This window comes from Vibrio sp. A1-b2 (genome assembly GCF_021726015.1).
Lineage (GTDB): Bacteria > Pseudomonadota > Gammaproteobacteria > Enterobacterales > Vibrionaceae > Vibrio > Vibrio diazotrophicus.
Window position 1 is genome coordinate 82,026 of the sequence record NZ_JAKKCI010000011.1, and the last position, 17,908, is coordinate 99,933.

13 protein-coding genes and 2 tRNA genes are annotated in these 17,908 nt (G+C 45.0%); 6 read left to right on the forward strand and 9 right to left on the reverse strand.

The window, feature by feature from the left end; all coding sequences use genetic code 11:
* Positions 1-16 precede the first annotated feature (16 nt).
* Positions 17-2,245 (reverse strand): ABC transporter permease subunit, encoded by a 2,229-nt coding sequence (locus L3V23_RS18505; RefSeq protein WP_102965340.1) that lies wholly within the window; start codon positions 2,243-2,245, stop codon positions 17-19.
* A 216-nt stretch (positions 2,246-2,461) separates the two neighbouring features.
* Here L3V23_RS18505 and ppk1 point away from each other — a divergent pair, with 216 nt between their 5' ends.
* A complete protein-coding gene (gene ppk1 / locus L3V23_RS18510; RefSeq protein ID WP_102965339.1) occupies positions 2,462-4,552 on the forward strand; it encodes a polyphosphate kinase 1 in 2,091 nt (696 codons plus the stop codon).
* 10 nt (positions 4,553-4,562) lie between these two features.
* Entirely contained in the window at positions 4,563-6,062 is a 1,500-nt protein-coding gene (ppx, locus tag L3V23_RS18515) for an exopolyphosphatase (RefSeq protein WP_042489609.1), read from the forward strand.
* A gap of 51 nt (positions 6,063-6,113) precedes the next feature.
* Here the strand turns inward: ppx and L3V23_RS18520 are convergent, their stop codons facing one another.
* From L3V23_RS18520 to phoB, 3 genes are all read right to left on the reverse strand, one after another.
* The gene (locus tag L3V23_RS18520) at positions 6,114-7,031 is read right to left on the reverse strand and encodes a phosphate ABC transporter substrate-binding protein PstS family protein (protein ID WP_237292728.1); all 918 of its coding nucleotides are present in this window, start codon (positions 7,029-7,031) and stop codon (positions 6,114-6,116) included.
* A 35-nt stretch (positions 7,032-7,066) separates the two neighbouring features.
* On the reverse strand, positions 7,067-8,365 hold the full coding sequence (gene phoR / locus L3V23_RS18525; RefSeq protein WP_042489605.1) for a phosphate regulon sensor histidine kinase PhoR: 1,299 nt from the start codon (positions 8,363-8,365) through the stop codon (positions 7,067-7,069).
* A 66-nt stretch (positions 8,366-8,431) separates the two neighbouring features.
* Positions 8,432-9,121, reverse strand: coding sequence for a phosphate regulon transcriptional regulator PhoB (phoB, locus tag L3V23_RS18530; protein ID WP_042489603.1), 690 nt, complete (start codon positions 9,119-9,121; stop codon positions 8,432-8,434).
* Between the two features lie 245 nt (positions 9,122-9,366).
* Between phoB and rdgC the strand changes: the two genes are divergently transcribed.
* From rdgC to L3V23_RS18545, 3 genes are all read left to right on the forward strand, one after another.
* Positions 9,367-10,281 (forward strand): recombination-associated protein RdgC, encoded by a 915-nt coding sequence (gene rdgC / locus L3V23_RS18535; protein WP_042489601.1) that lies wholly within the window; start codon positions 9,367-9,369, stop codon positions 10,279-10,281.
* 170 nt (positions 10,282-10,451) lie between these two features.
* Entirely contained in the window at positions 10,452-11,852 is a 1,401-nt protein-coding gene (yegQ, locus tag L3V23_RS18540; protein WP_102965337.1) for a tRNA 5-hydroxyuridine modification protein YegQ, read from the forward strand.
* Positions 11,853-11,854: 2 nt separating this feature from the next.
* Positions 11,855-12,109, forward strand: coding sequence for a YfhL family 4Fe-4S dicluster ferredoxin (locus L3V23_RS18545; RefSeq protein WP_042489597.1), 255 nt, complete (start codon positions 11,855-11,857; stop codon positions 12,107-12,109).
* 68 nt (positions 12,110-12,177) lie between these two features.
* Here the strand turns inward: L3V23_RS18545 and nfsA are convergent, their stop codons facing one another.
* From nfsA to L3V23_RS18560, 3 genes are all read right to left on the reverse strand, one after another.
* Positions 12,178-12,900, reverse strand: a complete 723-nt coding sequence (gene nfsA, locus L3V23_RS18550; RefSeq protein ID WP_102954631.1) for an oxygen-insensitive NADPH nitroreductase — start codon at positions 12,898-12,900, stop codon at positions 12,178-12,180.
* Between the two features lie 11 nt (positions 12,901-12,911).
* Positions 12,912-13,244 carry a DUF1904 domain-containing protein gene (locus L3V23_RS18555; protein WP_042489593.1) on the reverse strand — a complete coding sequence of 111 codons (333 nt, stop codon included), beginning with the start codon at positions 13,242-13,244 and terminating at the stop codon, positions 12,912-12,914.
* Positions 13,245-13,366: 122 nt separating this feature from the next.
* Positions 13,367-14,287: a dienelactone hydrolase family protein gene (locus L3V23_RS18560; RefSeq protein WP_102965336.1), complete on the reverse strand. Its 921-nt coding sequence runs from the start codon at positions 14,285-14,287 to the stop codon at positions 13,367-13,369.
* Positions 14,288-14,642: 355 nt separating this feature from the next.
* On the opposite strand from L3V23_RS18560, the gene L3V23_RS18565 reads away from it, so the two are divergent.
* Positions 14,643-17,345, forward strand: coding sequence for a sugar-binding domain-containing protein (locus L3V23_RS18565; protein ID WP_102965335.1), 2,703 nt, complete (start codon positions 14,643-14,645; stop codon positions 17,343-17,345).
* A gap of 316 nt (positions 17,346-17,661) precedes the next feature.
* Here the strand turns inward: L3V23_RS18565 and L3V23_RS18570 are convergent.
* Together L3V23_RS18570 and L3V23_RS18575 are read right to left on the reverse strand one after the other, a co-directional pair.
* Positions 17,662-17,738 (reverse strand) — tRNA-Trp (locus L3V23_RS18570).
* Positions 17,739-17,788: 50 nt separating this feature from the next.
* Positions 17,789-17,865 (reverse strand) — tRNA-Asp (locus L3V23_RS18575).
* Positions 17,866-17,908: the final 43 nt, after the last annotated feature.

Genomic DNA, 17,908 nt, shown 5'->3' on the forward strand with positions numbered 1-17,908 from the left:
TTAGCTATCCAACCCGTTACAGTGAACGATAACGAGCACGAAGACGCTGACGAACCCACTCAGCGATCGAGTTCACTGCAAATGTAAACACAAATAAAAGCAATGCAGCCAAGAACAGAATTCTAAAATGCGAACTGCCTACTTCGGATTCCGGAAGCTCTACCGCTATGGTTGCAGACAAAGTACGCATGCCTTCCAGAATATTCCAATCCATAATTGGTGTGTTACCGGTTGCCATCAAGACGATCATCGTCTCACCCACAGCTCGACCTAAGCCCATCATAATGGCTGAGAAAATACCCGGACTCGCTGTTAACAACACCACATTCATTAACGTCTGCCATGCCGTTGCTCCTAAAGCTAACGAACCGTCAGACAGGTGTTTCGGCACCGAGAAAATCGCGTCTTCAGCAATGGTAAATATGGTCGGGATCACCGCAAAGCCCATAGCAAAACCAACCACCAGCGCATTTCTCTGATCGAAGTCGATACCGTGTGACGCTAATAGCAAACGCACATCGCCATCAAACAACCACATCTCGATTTCACTGGTAAACGATAAAATCAAAGCGACAAAAGCAATCAACAGAGGGATCAATATTAAAGAGTGCCAGCCATGAGCTTTACGCATAATTGAACGTGGTAGCCACGACCAAATCAGCCCAACCATAAAGATAGCGACAGGTAATAGAACAAACAATGCAGTGATAGACGCCAGATTCGTCTCAACGATCGGAGCAAACCATAACCCAGCTAAGAAACCGATGATTACCGTCGGCAAAGCTTCCATCAATTCAATGGTTGGCTTAACGACGCGGCGCATTTTCGGCGCCATAAAATAGGCAGTATAAATAGCCCCTAAAACAGCAATTGGCACAGCAAACAACATGGCATAAAACGCTGCTTTCAATGTACCGAATGCGATAGGCATCAAACTAAATTTAGCTTCAAAATCATCGCCACCGGATGTCGACTGCCATACGTACTGAGGCTCTGGGTAGCTCTCGTACCACACTTTCTGCCACAACGATGAAAATGATACTTCCGGATAGCCGTTATCCACCTCAGCGACACTGATAATGCCATCAGAATAAGTCGCCAAATAACGCTCGTTATCTGACATCGCAGCCAATGTCGGTGCTTTGGAATAGGCACGTTCAAAGATCACCAGTTTTTCACTGGTGGTGTAATGACTTTGAACCGAACCATTTTTATAAAAACTGTAGAAACCTTTGCGATAGGTATCAGGCAGCAGCATGGTCATTTCTGATGCCAACTTAAACTCGCGGATATGCGTAAGCTTACGCTCGCCCTCTTGTGAATCTGTTGAATGCAAAACATCAAACCACTGCGAGACCAAACCGTCGCTGTGAGAAACCAACAGAGAATGAGCACCGGACAGAAGCGTAATGGCCGTTACTTGGTGTTTACTATCACCAAGGCTCAAATCAACAACTTCACGAATGTGAAAACGTACCCCATCACGAAGCGCCACCACAAGGTCTGTGCCTGAACGAATGTACAAGGTCTTTGCATCCGGTGTCAGTACCAATTGGTCGACTTTGCCAAACTGAGTCGGAAAGCGAAATTCTCCTTGCTGATTTTGTGCAGAAGTATCCACCCAACGAACCAACACAGAGCTGTCATCAAGATAGCTGGCAAACACCGTTTCCTCGTCAGTGACCGCAAAGCTGAATTGCTGAACCGTTGACCCTTGAGGAGAAAGCTTAAAGTTTTTAGGTAATGGCAGGCGTTCAAGTTCAGGCGTAAAACCTCGCCCTTGTTTGGTCATTGAATAAAGAAATTGGGGGCGAACTACAACCACATTACGTTCGCTATCCGCCATAGCAAACCAGCCAGAATCTCGCGTTGCTGTAGCAAACACAGTCGGTTTTATGTTGAGGTGCTCAATCCAGATCGGAGAACTTTTCTCGTGGTTAAGCAACCAAAATTCGGCGCTCGCATCTTTGTCGCTTTCGTTTGAACGAACAATAAAACCACGCTCGCCATATTCATCAATCGCCAGATACTGAGGTGCAGAAGCCGAAATAGGCTGACTGGCAAAATTAGGTTCCAACTTTGAATCAGAAAACAGAGGAAGAACGACCATACCAAGGTAGATAAAGATCAGTACCAAAGCCCCGAGCACACTGACGCCACCGCATGTCACTGCAAGACGAACCAAACGATCTTTGATTAATCGTTTCTGATCTCGTTCTTTCAATGAAAATGTGCTTTGAACCATTTAAAAATCTACCTATTTAACCAATTTGTCATACTATTTCCTTTAGGTGACAATTATATTACAAAGCGCATTAAACAACTGAAAATAAAACAACTCTAAGAACAAAAATACTCACTGCAATAAAAATGTCACATTGGAGCAATATTTTGCATGAGTTAGCTACCATAGTTAACGGCCACAGTTATCAACGTCAAAGAACTAGTCAGTAGGTGTATCATGAGTACGGATAAGCTGTATATCGACAAGGAATTAAGTTGGCTTTCATTTAACGAACGCGTATTGCAGGAAGCCGCAGATAAAACCGTACCCCTTATCGAACGAATTCGATTTTTAGGCATTTTTTCCAATAACTTAGATGAGTTTTACAAAGTACGATTTGCCGACGTAAAACGCCTGATCCTCATCAACCGCGAACGTGGTGGCAGCGACGAATCCAAGCATCTGCTGTCGCAAATGCAAACCAAAGCCTACAAACTCAACCAAGATTTTGATCAGCTCTACAGTGATCTGATCTTAGAAATGGCAAGGCGACGTATTTTTCTGGTTAATGAGACCCAACTTGATGAAGCTCAGCAACGTTGGATAACAAAGTATTTCCAGAAAGAAGTACTGCCTCATATCACTCCCCTGCTGATGCGTGACGACATTGACGTTCTTCAATTCCTCAAAGACGAGTACGCCTATATCACTGTTGAGCTGAAAAAAGGTGAGCACAGCCAATATGCGCTGATCGAAATCCCGACCGATCATCTGCCTCGCTTTGTCATGGTGCCAGAGCAAAAAGGTAAACGTCGTAAAACCATCATCTTGCTGGATAACATTATTCGTTACTGTCTTGAGAGTATTTTCCAAGGCTTTTTCGATTACGACAGTATCGCAGGCTACTCAATGAAAATGACTCGTGATGCCGAATACGATTTAGGCCACGAGGTTGAATACAGTTTGTTGGAGCAAATGTCCGAAGGTTTAAGCCAGCGCTTGACGGCGATGCCCGTTCGCTTTGTGTATGAGCGTGAAATGCCGGAAGCCATGCTGCGATTCTTATGTGAAAAGCTAAAAATCTCCCACTATGACAGCTTGTTGCCGGGCAGCCGCTACCACAACTTTAAAGACTTCATTGGTTTTCCTAACTTTGGCCGTGATTACTTGGAAAACAGACCGTTACCGCCGCTAAGTTGCGCTGATTTTGATGGTTACCCTAACTCGTTTGAAGCAATCAAAGCCAAAGACATTTTGCTTCACTATCCGTATCACAGCTTTGACCACATTACTGAATTGGTACGACAAGCGTCTTTTGACCCGAAAGTCATCAGCATAAAAATTAACGTTTATCGCGTAGCAAAAGATTCACGTTTGATGAATTCCTTAATCGACGCGGTTCATAACGGTAAACGTGTAGTTGTGGTGGTAGAACTGCAAGCGCGTTTTGACGAAGAAGCTAATATTGAATGGTCACGAATTCTGACCGAAGCTGGCGTACACGTTATCTTTGGCGCCCCAGGGATGAAGATTCATGCCAAGCTATTACTTATTACGCGTAAAGAAAACGACAACTTTGTCCGTTACGCGCATATCGGTACAGGTAACTTCCACGAAAAGACAGCCCGTATTTATACCGACTTCTCTCTGCTGACCGCCGATGAGGAGCTGACAACGGAAGTTCGCAGCGTTTTCAACTACATTGAAAACCCATTCCGTCCAGTTAAATTTAACCATTTGATTGTCTCACCGAGAAACTCGCGAACCCGTTTATACCGTTTGATAGACAGCGAAATCGCTAATGCCAAAGCAGGTAAAAAAGCGGCTATCACCATTAAGCTGAACAATCTTGTCGATAAAGGTCTGATTAACAAACTTTATGGCGCCAGTGCAGCCGGAGTGAAAGTCAGAATGATCATCCGAGGCATGTGTTCACTGGTTCCGGGTGTGGAAGGGGTAAGTGAAAACATTGAAGTGATCAGCATCGTTGACCGTTTCTTGGAACACCCGCGTGTGTTTATGACCCACAATGATGGCGACCCACAAATCTATATATCTTCTGCTGACTGGATGACACGTAACATCGATTACCGTATCGAAGTTACCGCGCCTATTCGTGATGAGCGTTTGAAGAAAAAAATCATCGATATATTAAACATTCAGTTTACAGATACGGTAAAAGCGCGTGTTATAGATAAAGAGATGAGTAACAGCTATGTGAAACGTGGTAATCGTAAAAAAATACGTTCTCAAATAGCGATTTATGACTATCTTAAAAATGTAGAAAAACAGACACGTAAACAAGGGGCTATAGCCCATCAAGAGTAAGTTACCGCCTATGAACCAACCCATTTCAAGCCGTGAAATTGCCGCCATTGATTTAGGCTCAAACAGTTTCCATATGGTCGTTGCTAAAGTCGTCGATCAAGATTTGCAACTTATCAGCCGTCATAAACAGCGGGTTCGTTTAGCATCTGGGTTGGATTCTCTCGGTAATCTTGATAATCCGTCAATTGAACGCGGTCTTGAGTGTTTAGCCATGTTCGCGGAACGAATTCAGGGCTTTGAACCTGAGAATGTTCGCATTGCAGCTACCCACACACTGCGCCGCGCCAACAACGCACACATTTTTATCCAGCGTGCTCGTGAAGTGATGCCTTTTCCTATCGAGATCATCCCCGGTAGTGAAGAAGCTCGTCTGATTTACCTCGGTGTTGCTCACACTCAACCTCAGTCTGATTCGATGCTAGTGGTGGATATTGGCGGTGGCAGTACTGAGATGATCATCGGCAAAGGTTTTGAAGCTGAGCTGGTCAACAGTAAACAGATGGGCTGTGTGAGTTACACCCACCAGCATTTTGCCAATGGCAAACTGTCGAAGAAAAACTTTGCACAAGCCATCTTAGCCGCCGAGCAAAAACTGGAGTCTATGGCTTCTAAGTATCGTAAGAAAGGCTGGCAAAGTGCGTTTGGTTCTTCAGGTACCATCAAAGCGATTCACGAAGTTCTGATCGGTTTGGGCGACGAAGACGGCATTATTACACCTGATCGATTAAACAAGTTGATCGACAAGCTGTGCGAATGGAACAAGATTGATGATATTGATTTGCCGACTCTGACCGATGATCGCAAGCCGGTATTTGCTGCGGGTGTCGCGATTCTGTCTGCGATATTTAAAGATCTTCATATCAAAGAGATGCACTTTTCCGACGGCGCATTGCGTGAAGGTCTGCTTTACGAAATGGAAGATCGCTTTAAATATTCTGATATTCGTCTACGCACCACAGAGAATCTTGCGGCTAAACACTTAGTAGACCTTGAACATGCCGCTCAGGTAAAAGGCTACGCACGCGATTTTCTCGACAACGTATCCTCTGAACTCGGCTTAAAAGCAGGCAGCGAATTGTTTGATCTACTGGAATGGAGCGCATTGCTGCACGAAGTAGGTTTGAGCATCAGCTTACAAGCATTCCATCGTCACTCCGCTTATATCCTGCGTCATACCAACATGCCGGGCTTTAACAGTGAACAACAACTGGTACTTTCAACCTTGGTTCGTTTCCAACGCAAAGCGTTAAAGCTCAATGAAATGACCGACTTCTCTCTGTTTAAGAAGAAACACATTACTGGTCTGATCCGCGTTTTACGTCTGGCTATTTTGGTCAACGGACAACGTAATGATGATCCATTGCCAGAACTCACCTTAAGCGCCAAAGATGATGAGTGGACATTGAGCTGTGTTGATAAAGACTGGCTGGAAAACAACAAACTGCTGCATGCCGATTTACTCACAGAACAAGAGTACTGGCGTGCCGTCGGTTGGGAGCTGAAATTCTAATTTTGCCCGTTCATTAAAAAGCCTCGAATCACGACGAGGCTTTTTTGTCCCTTACTCAATCCCTACTTTCTGCAACTCTTGACTGGCTATTTCAGCAGAAATCGGCACATAACCGTCTTTTGCTACTAGGCTTTGCCCTTGTTTGGAGAAGATAAATCGGATGAACTCTCGCTGAATCGGCGTTAAATCACGCAGAGGATTTTTGTTTACATAAACAAACAGATAACGGGAAAGAGGATACTGACCGGAAAGGATATTCTCGTGGGTCGGCAATACATAATCGGTACCGGATTTGGCAATCGGCAGAAGTTTCACGCCCGACACCTGATAGCCGACACCAGAATAGCCTATGGTGTTAATTGATGATGCCACTGACTGAACCACCGAAGCTGACCCCGGTTGTTCGTTCACATTGCGTTTGAAATCACCGCCGCAAAGCGCATTCTGTTTAAAGTAGCCATAAGTGCCGGATACTGAGTTGCGCCCAAACATTTGTATACCACGTTTTGCCCAGTCATAGCTCAGCCCCAGATCTTGCCAAGTTTTCGATGACTTAGCGGCTCCACAGCGCAGTGTTTCCGAGAAAATGCTGTCTAGCTGGCTGAAGTTAAGTCCTTCAATCGGATTATCACGATGGACAAAAACACCAATAGCATCAATCGCGACACGCAGCTCTGTGGGTTTGTAGCCGTAAGCGCGTTCAAAGGCTTCAATTTCTCTCATGCGCATTGGTCGGCTCATTGGACCAAATTGCGCAGTACCTTCCGTTAACGCAGGTGGAGCAGTGGCGGAACCGGATGCCTGAACCTGAGAATCGACGTTCGGATAGAGCGTTTGAAATTCTTCAACCCACAGTGTTGTCATACCTGCAAGTGTGTCTGAGCCTACCGACAGCAAACTGCCAGCAACACCCGATGTTTTGGTATAGTCCTGTAACTCCTCAACCGCATAAGCCATCTGAGCAAGCATTAAGGATGCAGCAATACAACACTGACTGAGTTTTATCATCGTACGACCAAACGTTTTGGCAGAACAAAAGAGAACTTACTCCCCTTGCCTACTTCACTTTCGATATCAAGATGCGAATCATGATGTGATAGTGCGTGTTTTACAATAGCCAAGCCCAGACCACTGCCACCAGTATCACGAGAACGGGCTTTATCTACGCGGTAAAAACGTTCAGTTAAACGATGTAAGTGCTGAGGTTCAATACCATCGCCCTTATCTTCGACTTCCAGACAAGCACCTTGCAGGCTTTGATACCAACGGACATAAATCTCCGCACCCGGAGGCGTGTATTTCACCGCATTGTAAACAAGGTTAGAGATCGCGCTACGCAACTGATCTTCGTCCGCCAGTACTTTAAGATTCTTATCCACTTCAAAAGTGAGCTTGTGTTCGTCACTACCGCTCAGACTGATGGCTTCTTTTTCCAAAATTTCCAGCATGCTAGGTACGTTAACCACTTCTTCAAGCTCGTGCATCGGTGCAGCTTCGATTTTCGACAAAGTCAGAAGCTGATTGACCAAACTGTTCATGCGGTTGAGCTGCTCAGTCATCACTCCATGCGCCTTGCCCCACATCGGCCCAGACAGGACTTCTGGGTCTTCAGTCATTTCCAAATAGCCCTGTAGCACTGTCATTGGAGTGCGGAGCTCATGAGAAACGTTGGCAAAGAAGTTACGGCGCATACCTTCTAGCTGTTTAATCTGGGTGACATCACGAACCACCATCAAATGCTCACCTTCGGTATAAGGCACGATACGCAGTTCGAGCATACGTTCTACGTTGAGTGGTGAGCGCATTTCCAGTGGCTCGGAAAAATCATCTTTTTGCAGATACTTGATGAAATCCGGCGTACGAATCAAATTGGAAATCGGCTGACCAGAATCATCAGGCCAGCGAAAGCCGAGCAGGTGTTGAGCTAAGCGGTTACACCATACGATGTTGCCTTCGCTACGAAAAACCACCACCGCATCGGGTAATGATTCTGCACCGTTACGGAAACGGCGAATCAGGTTAGTCAGCTCTTTGCGTTTTTTCCGTTGGCGTTGTTGTAGTCGGTAAATACCGTTAAACAAAGACTCCCAGTTGCCAGAACCAGAAGGTGGCGTCAGGCGTTTCTCATCCCATAACCATGCCGATAAACGCAACTGGTTATGCAGATGCCACACAAGCTGAATAGCCGTTGCTGCTAGTAGCAACCACGGCATATATCCAAAAATCCATCCAACCACTATCCATGGAAGGTAAAAAAAAGCCAGCTCCCAAGCCAGCTTTTTCCAAGTCAATCGTTCAACCATAATCTCTCGAACTTGATCCTTTTAAGCCTTTTATTTTTCAAGGCTGGCGCTTATAAGCCTAGCTCTTTACGCTTTCGTTGAGAAGCGGTAGCCAGCACCACGAACCGTTTGAATCAACTTATCGTGCCCAGCATCTTCAAGGGCTTTGCGCAATCGACGAATGTGTACATCAACGGTACGATCTTCCACATACACATTGGTGCCCCAAACGTTATTCAATAGTTGCTCGCGACTGTACACTCGCTCTTGGTGAGTCATAAAGAAGTGCAGCATTTTAAACTCAGTTGGCCCCATATCTAACGGGACATCGTTGGCTGTCACTCGGTGTGAAACTGGGTCTAACTTCAGACCTTGCACATCAATCAGCTCTTCCAATGCGGTTGGTGTGACTCGGCGGATCACCGCCTTCAAGCGAGCGACAAGTTCTTTAGGTGAGAAAGGTTTGGTGATGTAGTCATCAGCACCCACTTCTAAGCCGCGAACTTTATCTTCTTCTTCACCACGAGCAGTCAGCATAACAACCGGAATATTACGAGTCAGCTCTTCACGCTTCATGTGTTTGATAAAGTTAATGCCACTACCACCAGGTAGCATCCAATCAAGTAGAACAAGATCAGGGAAGGGTTCAGCTAACTTCTCTACCGCAGTGTCGTAATCTTCTGCTTCCACTGCTTGGTAGCCTTTCTGTTCAAGAACAAAGCAAAGCATCTCTCGGATTGGCGCTTCGTCTTCAACAACTAGAATCCTTCTAGACATATTTGAATAACCTTTATTTTAATTAACAGTATAACCAAGCATCTTGAGGTCACTTGAGCATATGCATTATGAAAAATGAATATGACACTTTTGTGACTATTGCAAACAATTTTTAATATAAGTTTCTTATCTTGTTCATGGTTTTATATTACTTGGCATAAGTTGATAATTTTTGTGTTTCGCCTAAGACATTGACGGGGAAATCCCCTATCATGTTGGCCTTTCGAACAAGGAAAAGAAAAGATATGTGGTTTAAAAACTGTATGGCTTATCGTGTTAATCGCGAAGTCAATTTCAACGCCGATCAGCTAGAAAAACAACTGGCAGAGTTCCGTTTCACGCCATGTGGCAGCCAAGACAAACAGAAATTTGGCTGGGTTCACGCACTAGGCAAACACGGCGACATGATGACTCACGTTAGCGAAGACCGCATTCTCATCTGCGCCAAGAAAGAAGAAAAAATGCTACCCGCTTCAGTGATTAAAGACTCTCTTAACGAGAAAGTCGCATTGATGGAAGCGGAAGAAGGTCGCCCGCTGAAGAAAACAGAAAAAGACAACATCAAAGATGACATCATTGTTGATCTTCTTCCTCGTGCCTTTAGCCGCAGCCATCTAACTTACGTTCTGATCATGCCAAAAGAAGGTCTGATTCTGGTTGACGCAAGCAGCTATAAGAAAGCGGAAGATGTGCTGGCACTACTACGTAAGAGTATGGGCAGCCTGCCTGTTGTTCCTGCCATTCCTGAAGTGGCAGTAGAAACAACACTGACTGAGTGGGTAAAAGACGGCAACTTGCCACAAGGTTTCCAGTTGCTTGATGAAGCCGAACTGAAATCGTTCTTAGACGATGGCGCTGTAATTCGCTGTAAAAAACAAGAACTGACCAGTGATGAAATTCTAAGCCATATTCAGGCGAATAAAGTGGTCACTAAACTCGCCTTAAGCTGGCAAGACCGTTTGAGCTTTGTGTTGGCTGAAGATTGCAGTATTAAACGCATTCAATACAGCGATGAACTCAAAGATCAAAACGAAGATATTCCTCGTGAAGATCAAGCAGCTCGCCTAGATGCTGACTTATCTCTACTGTGCGGTGAATTCTCAGCATTTCTACCAAATCTGTTTGAAGTGCTTGGTGGTCTTCCACAAGCTGACGCTTAATTTCTTCATTTCTGACTCTGCCTTCGCGGAGTCAGTTTTTCCCTACTTTTCTTCCCCTTCTATTCTTAATCTTTACTAGGCACAGCTCACGTTTTGACGTAAAATTTGCGCCCCTTCCAATACCATCAGGTGGTATTGGCCTGACTTGTGATCAGATTGAGAAACAAACAATGACAACTGAAAATACTTTTGTACCAGAGCTATTATCTCCAGCGGGTAGCCTTAAGAACATGCGTTACGCATTCGCATACGGCGCTGATGCTGTTTATGCTGGCCAACCTCGTTACAGCCTGCGCGTACGTAACAATGAGTTCAACCACGAAAACCTACAGATCGGTATCAACGAAGCTCATGCTCTAGGTAAAAAATTCTACGTGGTATGCAACATTCAACCGCATAACTCAAAGCTAAAAACCTTCATCCGCGACCTTAAACCTGTAATCGATATGAGCCCAGATGCTCTAATCATGTCTGATCCGGGTCTTATCATGATGGTTCGTGAAGCGTTCCCAGAAATGGCTATTCACCTTTCTGTTCAAGCAAACGCGGTTAACTGGGCAACAGTAAAATTCTGGTCAACGCAAGGCGTTGAGCGTGTCATTCTTTCTCGTGAACTATCTCTAGAAGAAATTGAAGAAATTCGCGAACAGTGCCCTGAAATGGAAATTGAGATTTTCGTCCACGGCGCTCTTTGCATGGCTTATTCTGGCCGCTGCCTACTTTCAGGTTACATCAATAAACGTGACCCGAACCAAGGTACTTGTACTAACGCTTGTCGTTGGGAATACAAAGTAGAAAAAGGCAAAGAAGACGAAGCCGGTCAAATCGTAGAAGAATTTGATCCAAATGCTGCACAAGCAATTGAAGTTCAGGAAGAACGTCCTGACAACACACTCGGTTTGGGCAAACCTTCTGATGAAGTTGTACTTCTGTCTGAAGCTCACCGTCCAGAAGAAAAAATGGCGGCTTACGAAGATGAGCACGGCACTTATATCATGAACTCAAAAGATCTACGTGCAGTTCAACACGTAGAGCGTTTGACTAAGATGGGCGTTCACTCATTGAAGATCGAAGGTCGTACTAAGTCTTTCTACTACTGCGCTCGTACAGCTCAGGTATACCGTAAAGCGATCGATGACGCAGTTGCAGGTAAACCATTTGATGATAGCTTAATGAATACTCTGGAAAGCCTAGCTCACCGTGGCTACACAGAAGGTTTCCTACGCCGTCACACTCACGATGCATACCAAAACTACGACTACGGCTACTCAGTGTCTGATGCTCAACAGTTCGTTGGTGAGTTTACAGGTAAGCGCCGTGGCGATATGGCTGAAGTAGAAGTTAAGAACAAATTCATGCTTGGCGACAGCCTAGAACTGATGACGCCAAAAGGAAACGTTGTATTCACTCTTGAAGCAATGGAAAACCGTAAAGCTGAAGCGGTTGATGACGCAAAAGGCAACGGTCACTTTGTTTATATCCCAGTGCCTCAAGACATGGATCTTAACTACGCGCTACTGATGCGTAACCTGAATGCTGGACAAGATACTCGTAACCCAGTAGGCAAGTAACCATGGCGTTATTGATCACAAAGAAATGCACTAACTGTGACATGTGTGAGCCTGAGTGTCCTAACGGAGCAATCTCTATGGGTGACAACATCTATGAGATCAATCCAAACCTCTGTACAGAGTGTAAAGGACACTACGAGATTCCGACATGTCAGTCTGTATGCCCGATCACCAACTGTATCGTGACGGATCCGGAGCATGTAGAAACGGAAGAAGAGTTGCTTGAGAAGTTTGTGATTATTCAGGGATTAGCGTAATCGCTCTCTAAACACTTTAAAACGAAGCCCAGTCAGTGACTGGGCTTTTTGTTGCGTTCTAATCTCAATTATTTCTGAGCTAGACCTTTGTCATTCAGATAACCAAGCATATACGGTCTCGATTCCTGACTCAGCTTAGCAGTGATTTGATCCGACCAACCTTGCTGTTTCACATTGCTCGAACGACTTTGATAGTATTCAATCATCGTCTGATCGTACTCAGCAACCGCATCTTTATTTAAAGGCTGATAACTGTTCTCGTGAACAATCACATCCGCCCCTAAACGCGGTTTCAACTGAGGATCTTGGTCTGGGTGCCCCAGACACATGCCAAACAGCACTGCGCTGTATTTAGGTAATCCCAGTAGCTCATCTACTTGTTTTGGTGAATTACGTAGACCACCGATGTAAACACCACCCAGCCCCATTGATTCGGCAGCCAACAAGCAGTTCTGCGCCATGATTCCCGAGTCAACTGCGCCAATCAGTGTCAGTTCCATAAACTCAGGCTTCACATTTGGATTCATTTCATAGTGACGTTGATAGTCGATACAGAACACCAAAAATTCAGCCGCTTGAGCAACGTAATGTTGGTTGCCAGATAGCTCAGCCAGCTTCTGGCGCTTCTCTTTATCGGTTACGCGAATAATAGAAACCACTTGAAGCAAACTTGAGCTGGAAGCCGCAATTCCTGACTTAATAATGCTGTCTAACTGTTGCTGAGTAATCGGAGTATCTTTAAAAGCACGTATCGAGCGATGATTTAAAATCGTATCAATAACGGAATTCATCAACTTACCCCTTAATAATGCTGAGCATTATCGTAGTAACCCGCAGGACTTAGAGCGGTAAAGATGACTGCAACATTTGAATCCTGACCAACAATGCCTTTCACTTGTTCGGTCACAATGGCTGCCACTTTATCTTGCACTTCCTGCCCACGATCAAACCACAATACTTCCACGAATGGGTATGCCGCTGTCACCTCTCCTTCTGCATAGAAAGTGGTGTAGATATATTCGAAAGTGAAATCTTCACGAGGAGAATTCATCAAAGACTGAAGTGAATCCGTGAGAGGTTTTGACAAGTTTTGCACTGTTTGAGGTTCTACAGCGCGGAAACGAAAATGTGGCATAACTTACTCCTTCTTTTTGAACATCATAACAGCTTCAAAAATAGGGAGCGATAGTAAGTAATGGCTCTTGTATCAAAGTTCAGGTCTTAACATTCAATACAAGAGCCACTTGATTCCATTTACTATGCTTTTAAATGTTCACCGAAAAAGGTCAAGGTGCGTTCCCAAGCCAATTCCGCTGCTTCTTCGTTATAACGCCCTGTAGAGTCGTTATGGAAGCCGTGATTAACGCCTTTATATACGTGCGCAGTATATGGAACTTTGTTTGCCGTCAGCACTTTTTCATAATCAGGCCATGTAGCATTCACTCGCTGGTCAAGTTCTGCAAACTGCAATAACAACGGACCTTTGACATTGGAACGAATGCTTTCAGCTGCAGGCGTCCCGTAAAAAGGCACTCCGGCATCCAGAGCATCTGGCATCGTGGCAGCAAGCATATTCACCACATAGCCACCAAAACAAAATCCGACAGCACCCAATTTGCCAGAGCTATTGGCATGGGACTTAATAAACATTGCGGCAGCAATAAAGTCTTCTTCAATCTTGGCTTTATCCATACTGCTTTGCATCGCTCGACCATCGTCGTCATTGCCCGGATAACCACCGAGAGGGAATAACGCGTCAGGCGCAAATGCGATATAACCATTCATCGCCAGACGTCTTGCAACATCTTCAATGTAAGGATTCAAACCTCGGTTTTCATGCACAACCAAAACTACTGGCGCAGTTCCTGTCAGCTCACGAGGCATAACCAAATAGCCTCGTCCTTTGCCATGTCCTTTTGGAGAGTCAAATTCCACGTAAGTGGCTTTGATCTTTGCATCGTTAAAAGATACCTGTTCTGCCAAAGCGTAATTAGGTAGTAAAGCAGAAGTGAGTACTGTCATGCTAAAACCCAATACTGCGAGCCCAGAGAGTCGTCTCATAAACTCTCTACGGTCGATCAGACCATGAGCATATTCGTCGTACCAGTCAAATGCTTCTTGCGGTATTTCCCTTGTTTGTTGGTTTTGGCTTGCTAGGGTATCAATACGTTCTGTCATGAAATGTCCTTAGTTCATTACGAATCATTCGCCTTTACTTAACAAATCTTAGACCATGCCCTGCGACTTAAGAGAACAAAATTTATCAAATTTGTAACAATTAAAAACGCGATATCAGGTTTCAGACAACCTCTTCCAACTCGCCATTTTCTCTGACTTCTATAGCAAAATTAAAAGACCTCTATTTTTATGAAATGCATCGAAATAACATCCGGTGCACCTTAAGTCTATTGGCTAAAAATTAATAAAATACCGTTTCTTTTTCCTTCAACGCTCCGTTAAGAACTATTTACCTCGCTTCAAAGTTATTTAGTGGTTAAGCGTTGTTTCTCTTTCGTTCTCTAGGGCTTCATCAATGACCAAACTCTGCTCCCCAGAATACAAACCTTGCCAATCGCATCGCTCATTAACCAATAAACCTAAGGTGAGTGCCAGCCATCAACAATTCTCTACGGCTGGTTTCTTTCACACTGAATCATCTCCCAGAGATTTGTTTAATTTTGGTACTGGTTGGCGATTCTTTAAAGGCTCACATCCTCAAGGGGGTGAACTGTCTTTGGATGACAGCCAGTGGGAAATCATCAATGCTCCTCATTGTGTAGAGTTGCTCCCAGAGGATGCCAGCGGAAGTATCAACGATCAGGGAGAAGTCTGGTATCGCAAACACTTTGACCTGTCCGAAGGTTTCTCTAACAAACGTATTTTCATCAACTTCGAAGCGATTCAGGGCAAATCTCAGATTTGGATCAATGGGCAGAAAGTAAGAGAAAATTACGAAGGTTTTCTCGGTATGGTTTTGGATATCACCGAATATGTGAACGTTGGCTCCAGCAACCTGATCTGCGTAATGGCCGACAATAGCGATGATTCCAGTTTCCCTGCTGGTAAAAATCAGTCCGAGCTCGATTTTACCTATGTCGGAGGTATGTACCGACATGTTTGGCTGTATACCACAACGCAAACCTACATTACCCATGCCAATCAAGTCGATGAAGTTGCTGGCGGCGGCATATTTGTTCATTTCGAAAAGGTTTCGCCACAAAGCGCCACTGTAAGTATCAAATCCCATTTAGCGAATAAAGCTCTTCAAGACACAACTCTGACCCTACACACCTGCTTAATTGACTCGCAAGGGAGTGAAATTACATCGACCAACACAGATGTTGTACTGACCAGTCAACAGAACCTACATGTAGAACAGTCGATTACGGTTGAGAATCCAAAGCTCTGGCACCCTGACTCTCCGCATCTTTACTGGTTAGAGTGTTCTCTCTTCAATCAGGCAGGAGAAAAAGTGGATGAAGTCCGTATCAGAATTGGTATTCGAACTATCGAATTGCGTGGCGAAGATGGCCTATATATCAACGGACAAGCATTTGAAGATAAACTTATTGGTGTTAACCGTCACCAGTATCACGCATATGTTGGTACAGCTCTGAGCAACAACTTACATTGGTATGATGTGAAAAAGCTCAGAGATGCAGGCATGCGCGTCATCAGAACAGCGCACTATCCTCAGTCTCCAGCTTTCATGGATGCGGCTGATGAACTTGGCATGCTGCTTCTTATTCCTTCCATCGGTTGGCAATTCTGGAATGATGCACCGCAGTTTGTGTCACAAGCAAAATCGAATATCAGACAGAAGATCCGTCGAGATCGTAATCATCCATCGGTTATGGCTTTCGAACCCGCTCTTAATGAAACTCACCAACCGGAGAGTTTCCTCAAAGATATCTATCAAATCGTCCATGAAGAGCAACCGCATAGCGCTATCGTACCTCTAGATAGCTACCTTGAAGCCCAACAGTTTTCCGATATGGTTTATGCCCACCCGAATCAAATGAGAAGTAACAAACTCTCAGCTGACGATATTGAGTTTGACCTATTCAAAGGCAAGGCCAGCTTTACCCGTGAATGGGGAGACAATGTGGATGACTGGAACTCTCATAATTCAAGTAGCCGCGTACATCGCAGTTGGGGAGAACAAGCTCAAATTATCCAAGCCATGCACTATGCTCTCGGCTCTGGAGATGGTGGTCATCAATACGCAACCAGCATTAATACCCTTTATCAAACACCAAGACAGCATGTAGGCGGCACGCTATGGCATGGCTTTGACCATCAACGAGGTTATCATCCGGAACAGTTCTGGGGCGGAATCATGGATGCATTCCGTCAGCCCAAATACGCGTATGAACTGTTCTGCAGCCAACGTAATCCTCTTGTGGAACACCCTATTGCTGAAAGCGGCTATCACATTGCGATTCTGCATGAAATGACGCCTATTTCTCCTTCAGACGTCATCGTGTGCAGTAATGCAGACCAAGTTAGATTAACTTTCTGTGGTGTTGAAGTGGGAACCATTTCAGTCAAAAACACCACCACAGGCATACCATTTAAACCTGCCGTATTTAAAAACGCTTATGACTTTATGACGGTAAAAGATAAACACCGTGCAGATCTGTTTGAAGAGGCTTGCCTTGTTGCTGAAGGATTAGTTGACGGCGAAGTGGTTTGTCGTGAGGTGAAGTATCCGGCAAGGCGTCCGACGCGTATACGCCTACGCTTATTAGATGAAAGCACACCTATCGTCGCAGACGGTTCCCAGTTAGTCACTATTGTCGCTGAAGTGACTGACGAAAGCGGTAACATCAAACGCTTAGCAAGAAACAGTATTACTTTTACGGTACTGGGTGAAGCCGAATTGATTTCGACAGAGCGCATGAGTTCGAATCCAAGATTAGTCGAATGGGGAACAGCGCCAGCAATGCTCCGCACCTCGTTACAAGCAGGTGAAATACGTATACAAGCCAAACCTAGCATCGAAGGCGTACATTCACTGATTCCTGATGAACTGGTCCTGCATTCAAAACCAAGCACTCATCAACTACTGGCAAAAGAACAACGAGAATGGCTAGTTGACGAAAAAGAACTGCGTGAAAAAGCTTCTCAATTTGCTCTGGCTAAGCAGCAAAAAATAACAGCATTAGAGGACATGACTTTGCGTCTAAAAGGCGTTGAAGCTCAACAAACAGAATGCGGAGAAACTGCTGAATAAGTATTAGTTGATTAGCGCTGATACAATAATTAAGGCCACACAGCAATAAGCGATGTGGCCTTGTTTTTTTGTGTTGCCTGAATCCGCGGCTCTGCCAATTGAACATTCCAGCAACCAGCCATACGACAGATGTGAAAAAGCCCCAGTCTTTCGACTGAGGCTTCTAATTATGGCAGGGGTGGAGAGATTCGAACTCCCAACACGCACTGATTTTTGGCATTGGCGGAATCCGCTGCTCTGCCAATTGAGGATTGCAGCAACTAGCCAAACGACAGATGTGAAAAAGCCCCAGTCTTTCGACTGAGGCTTCTAATAATGGCAGGGGTGGAGAGATTCGAACTCCCAACACGCGGATTTGGAATCCGCTGCTCTGCCAATTGGAGCTACACCCCTGCAGTTCGTTTTTAATGAGACGACTCTCACTTTCTATAACAAAAAATAAGTGGCGGAGCGGACGGGACTCGAACCCGCGACCCCCGGCGTGACAGGCCGGTATTCTAACCAACTGAACTACCGCTCCGCATTGGTTAGCGCTTGGTGCTAAATAAAAGCCTGGCGATGTC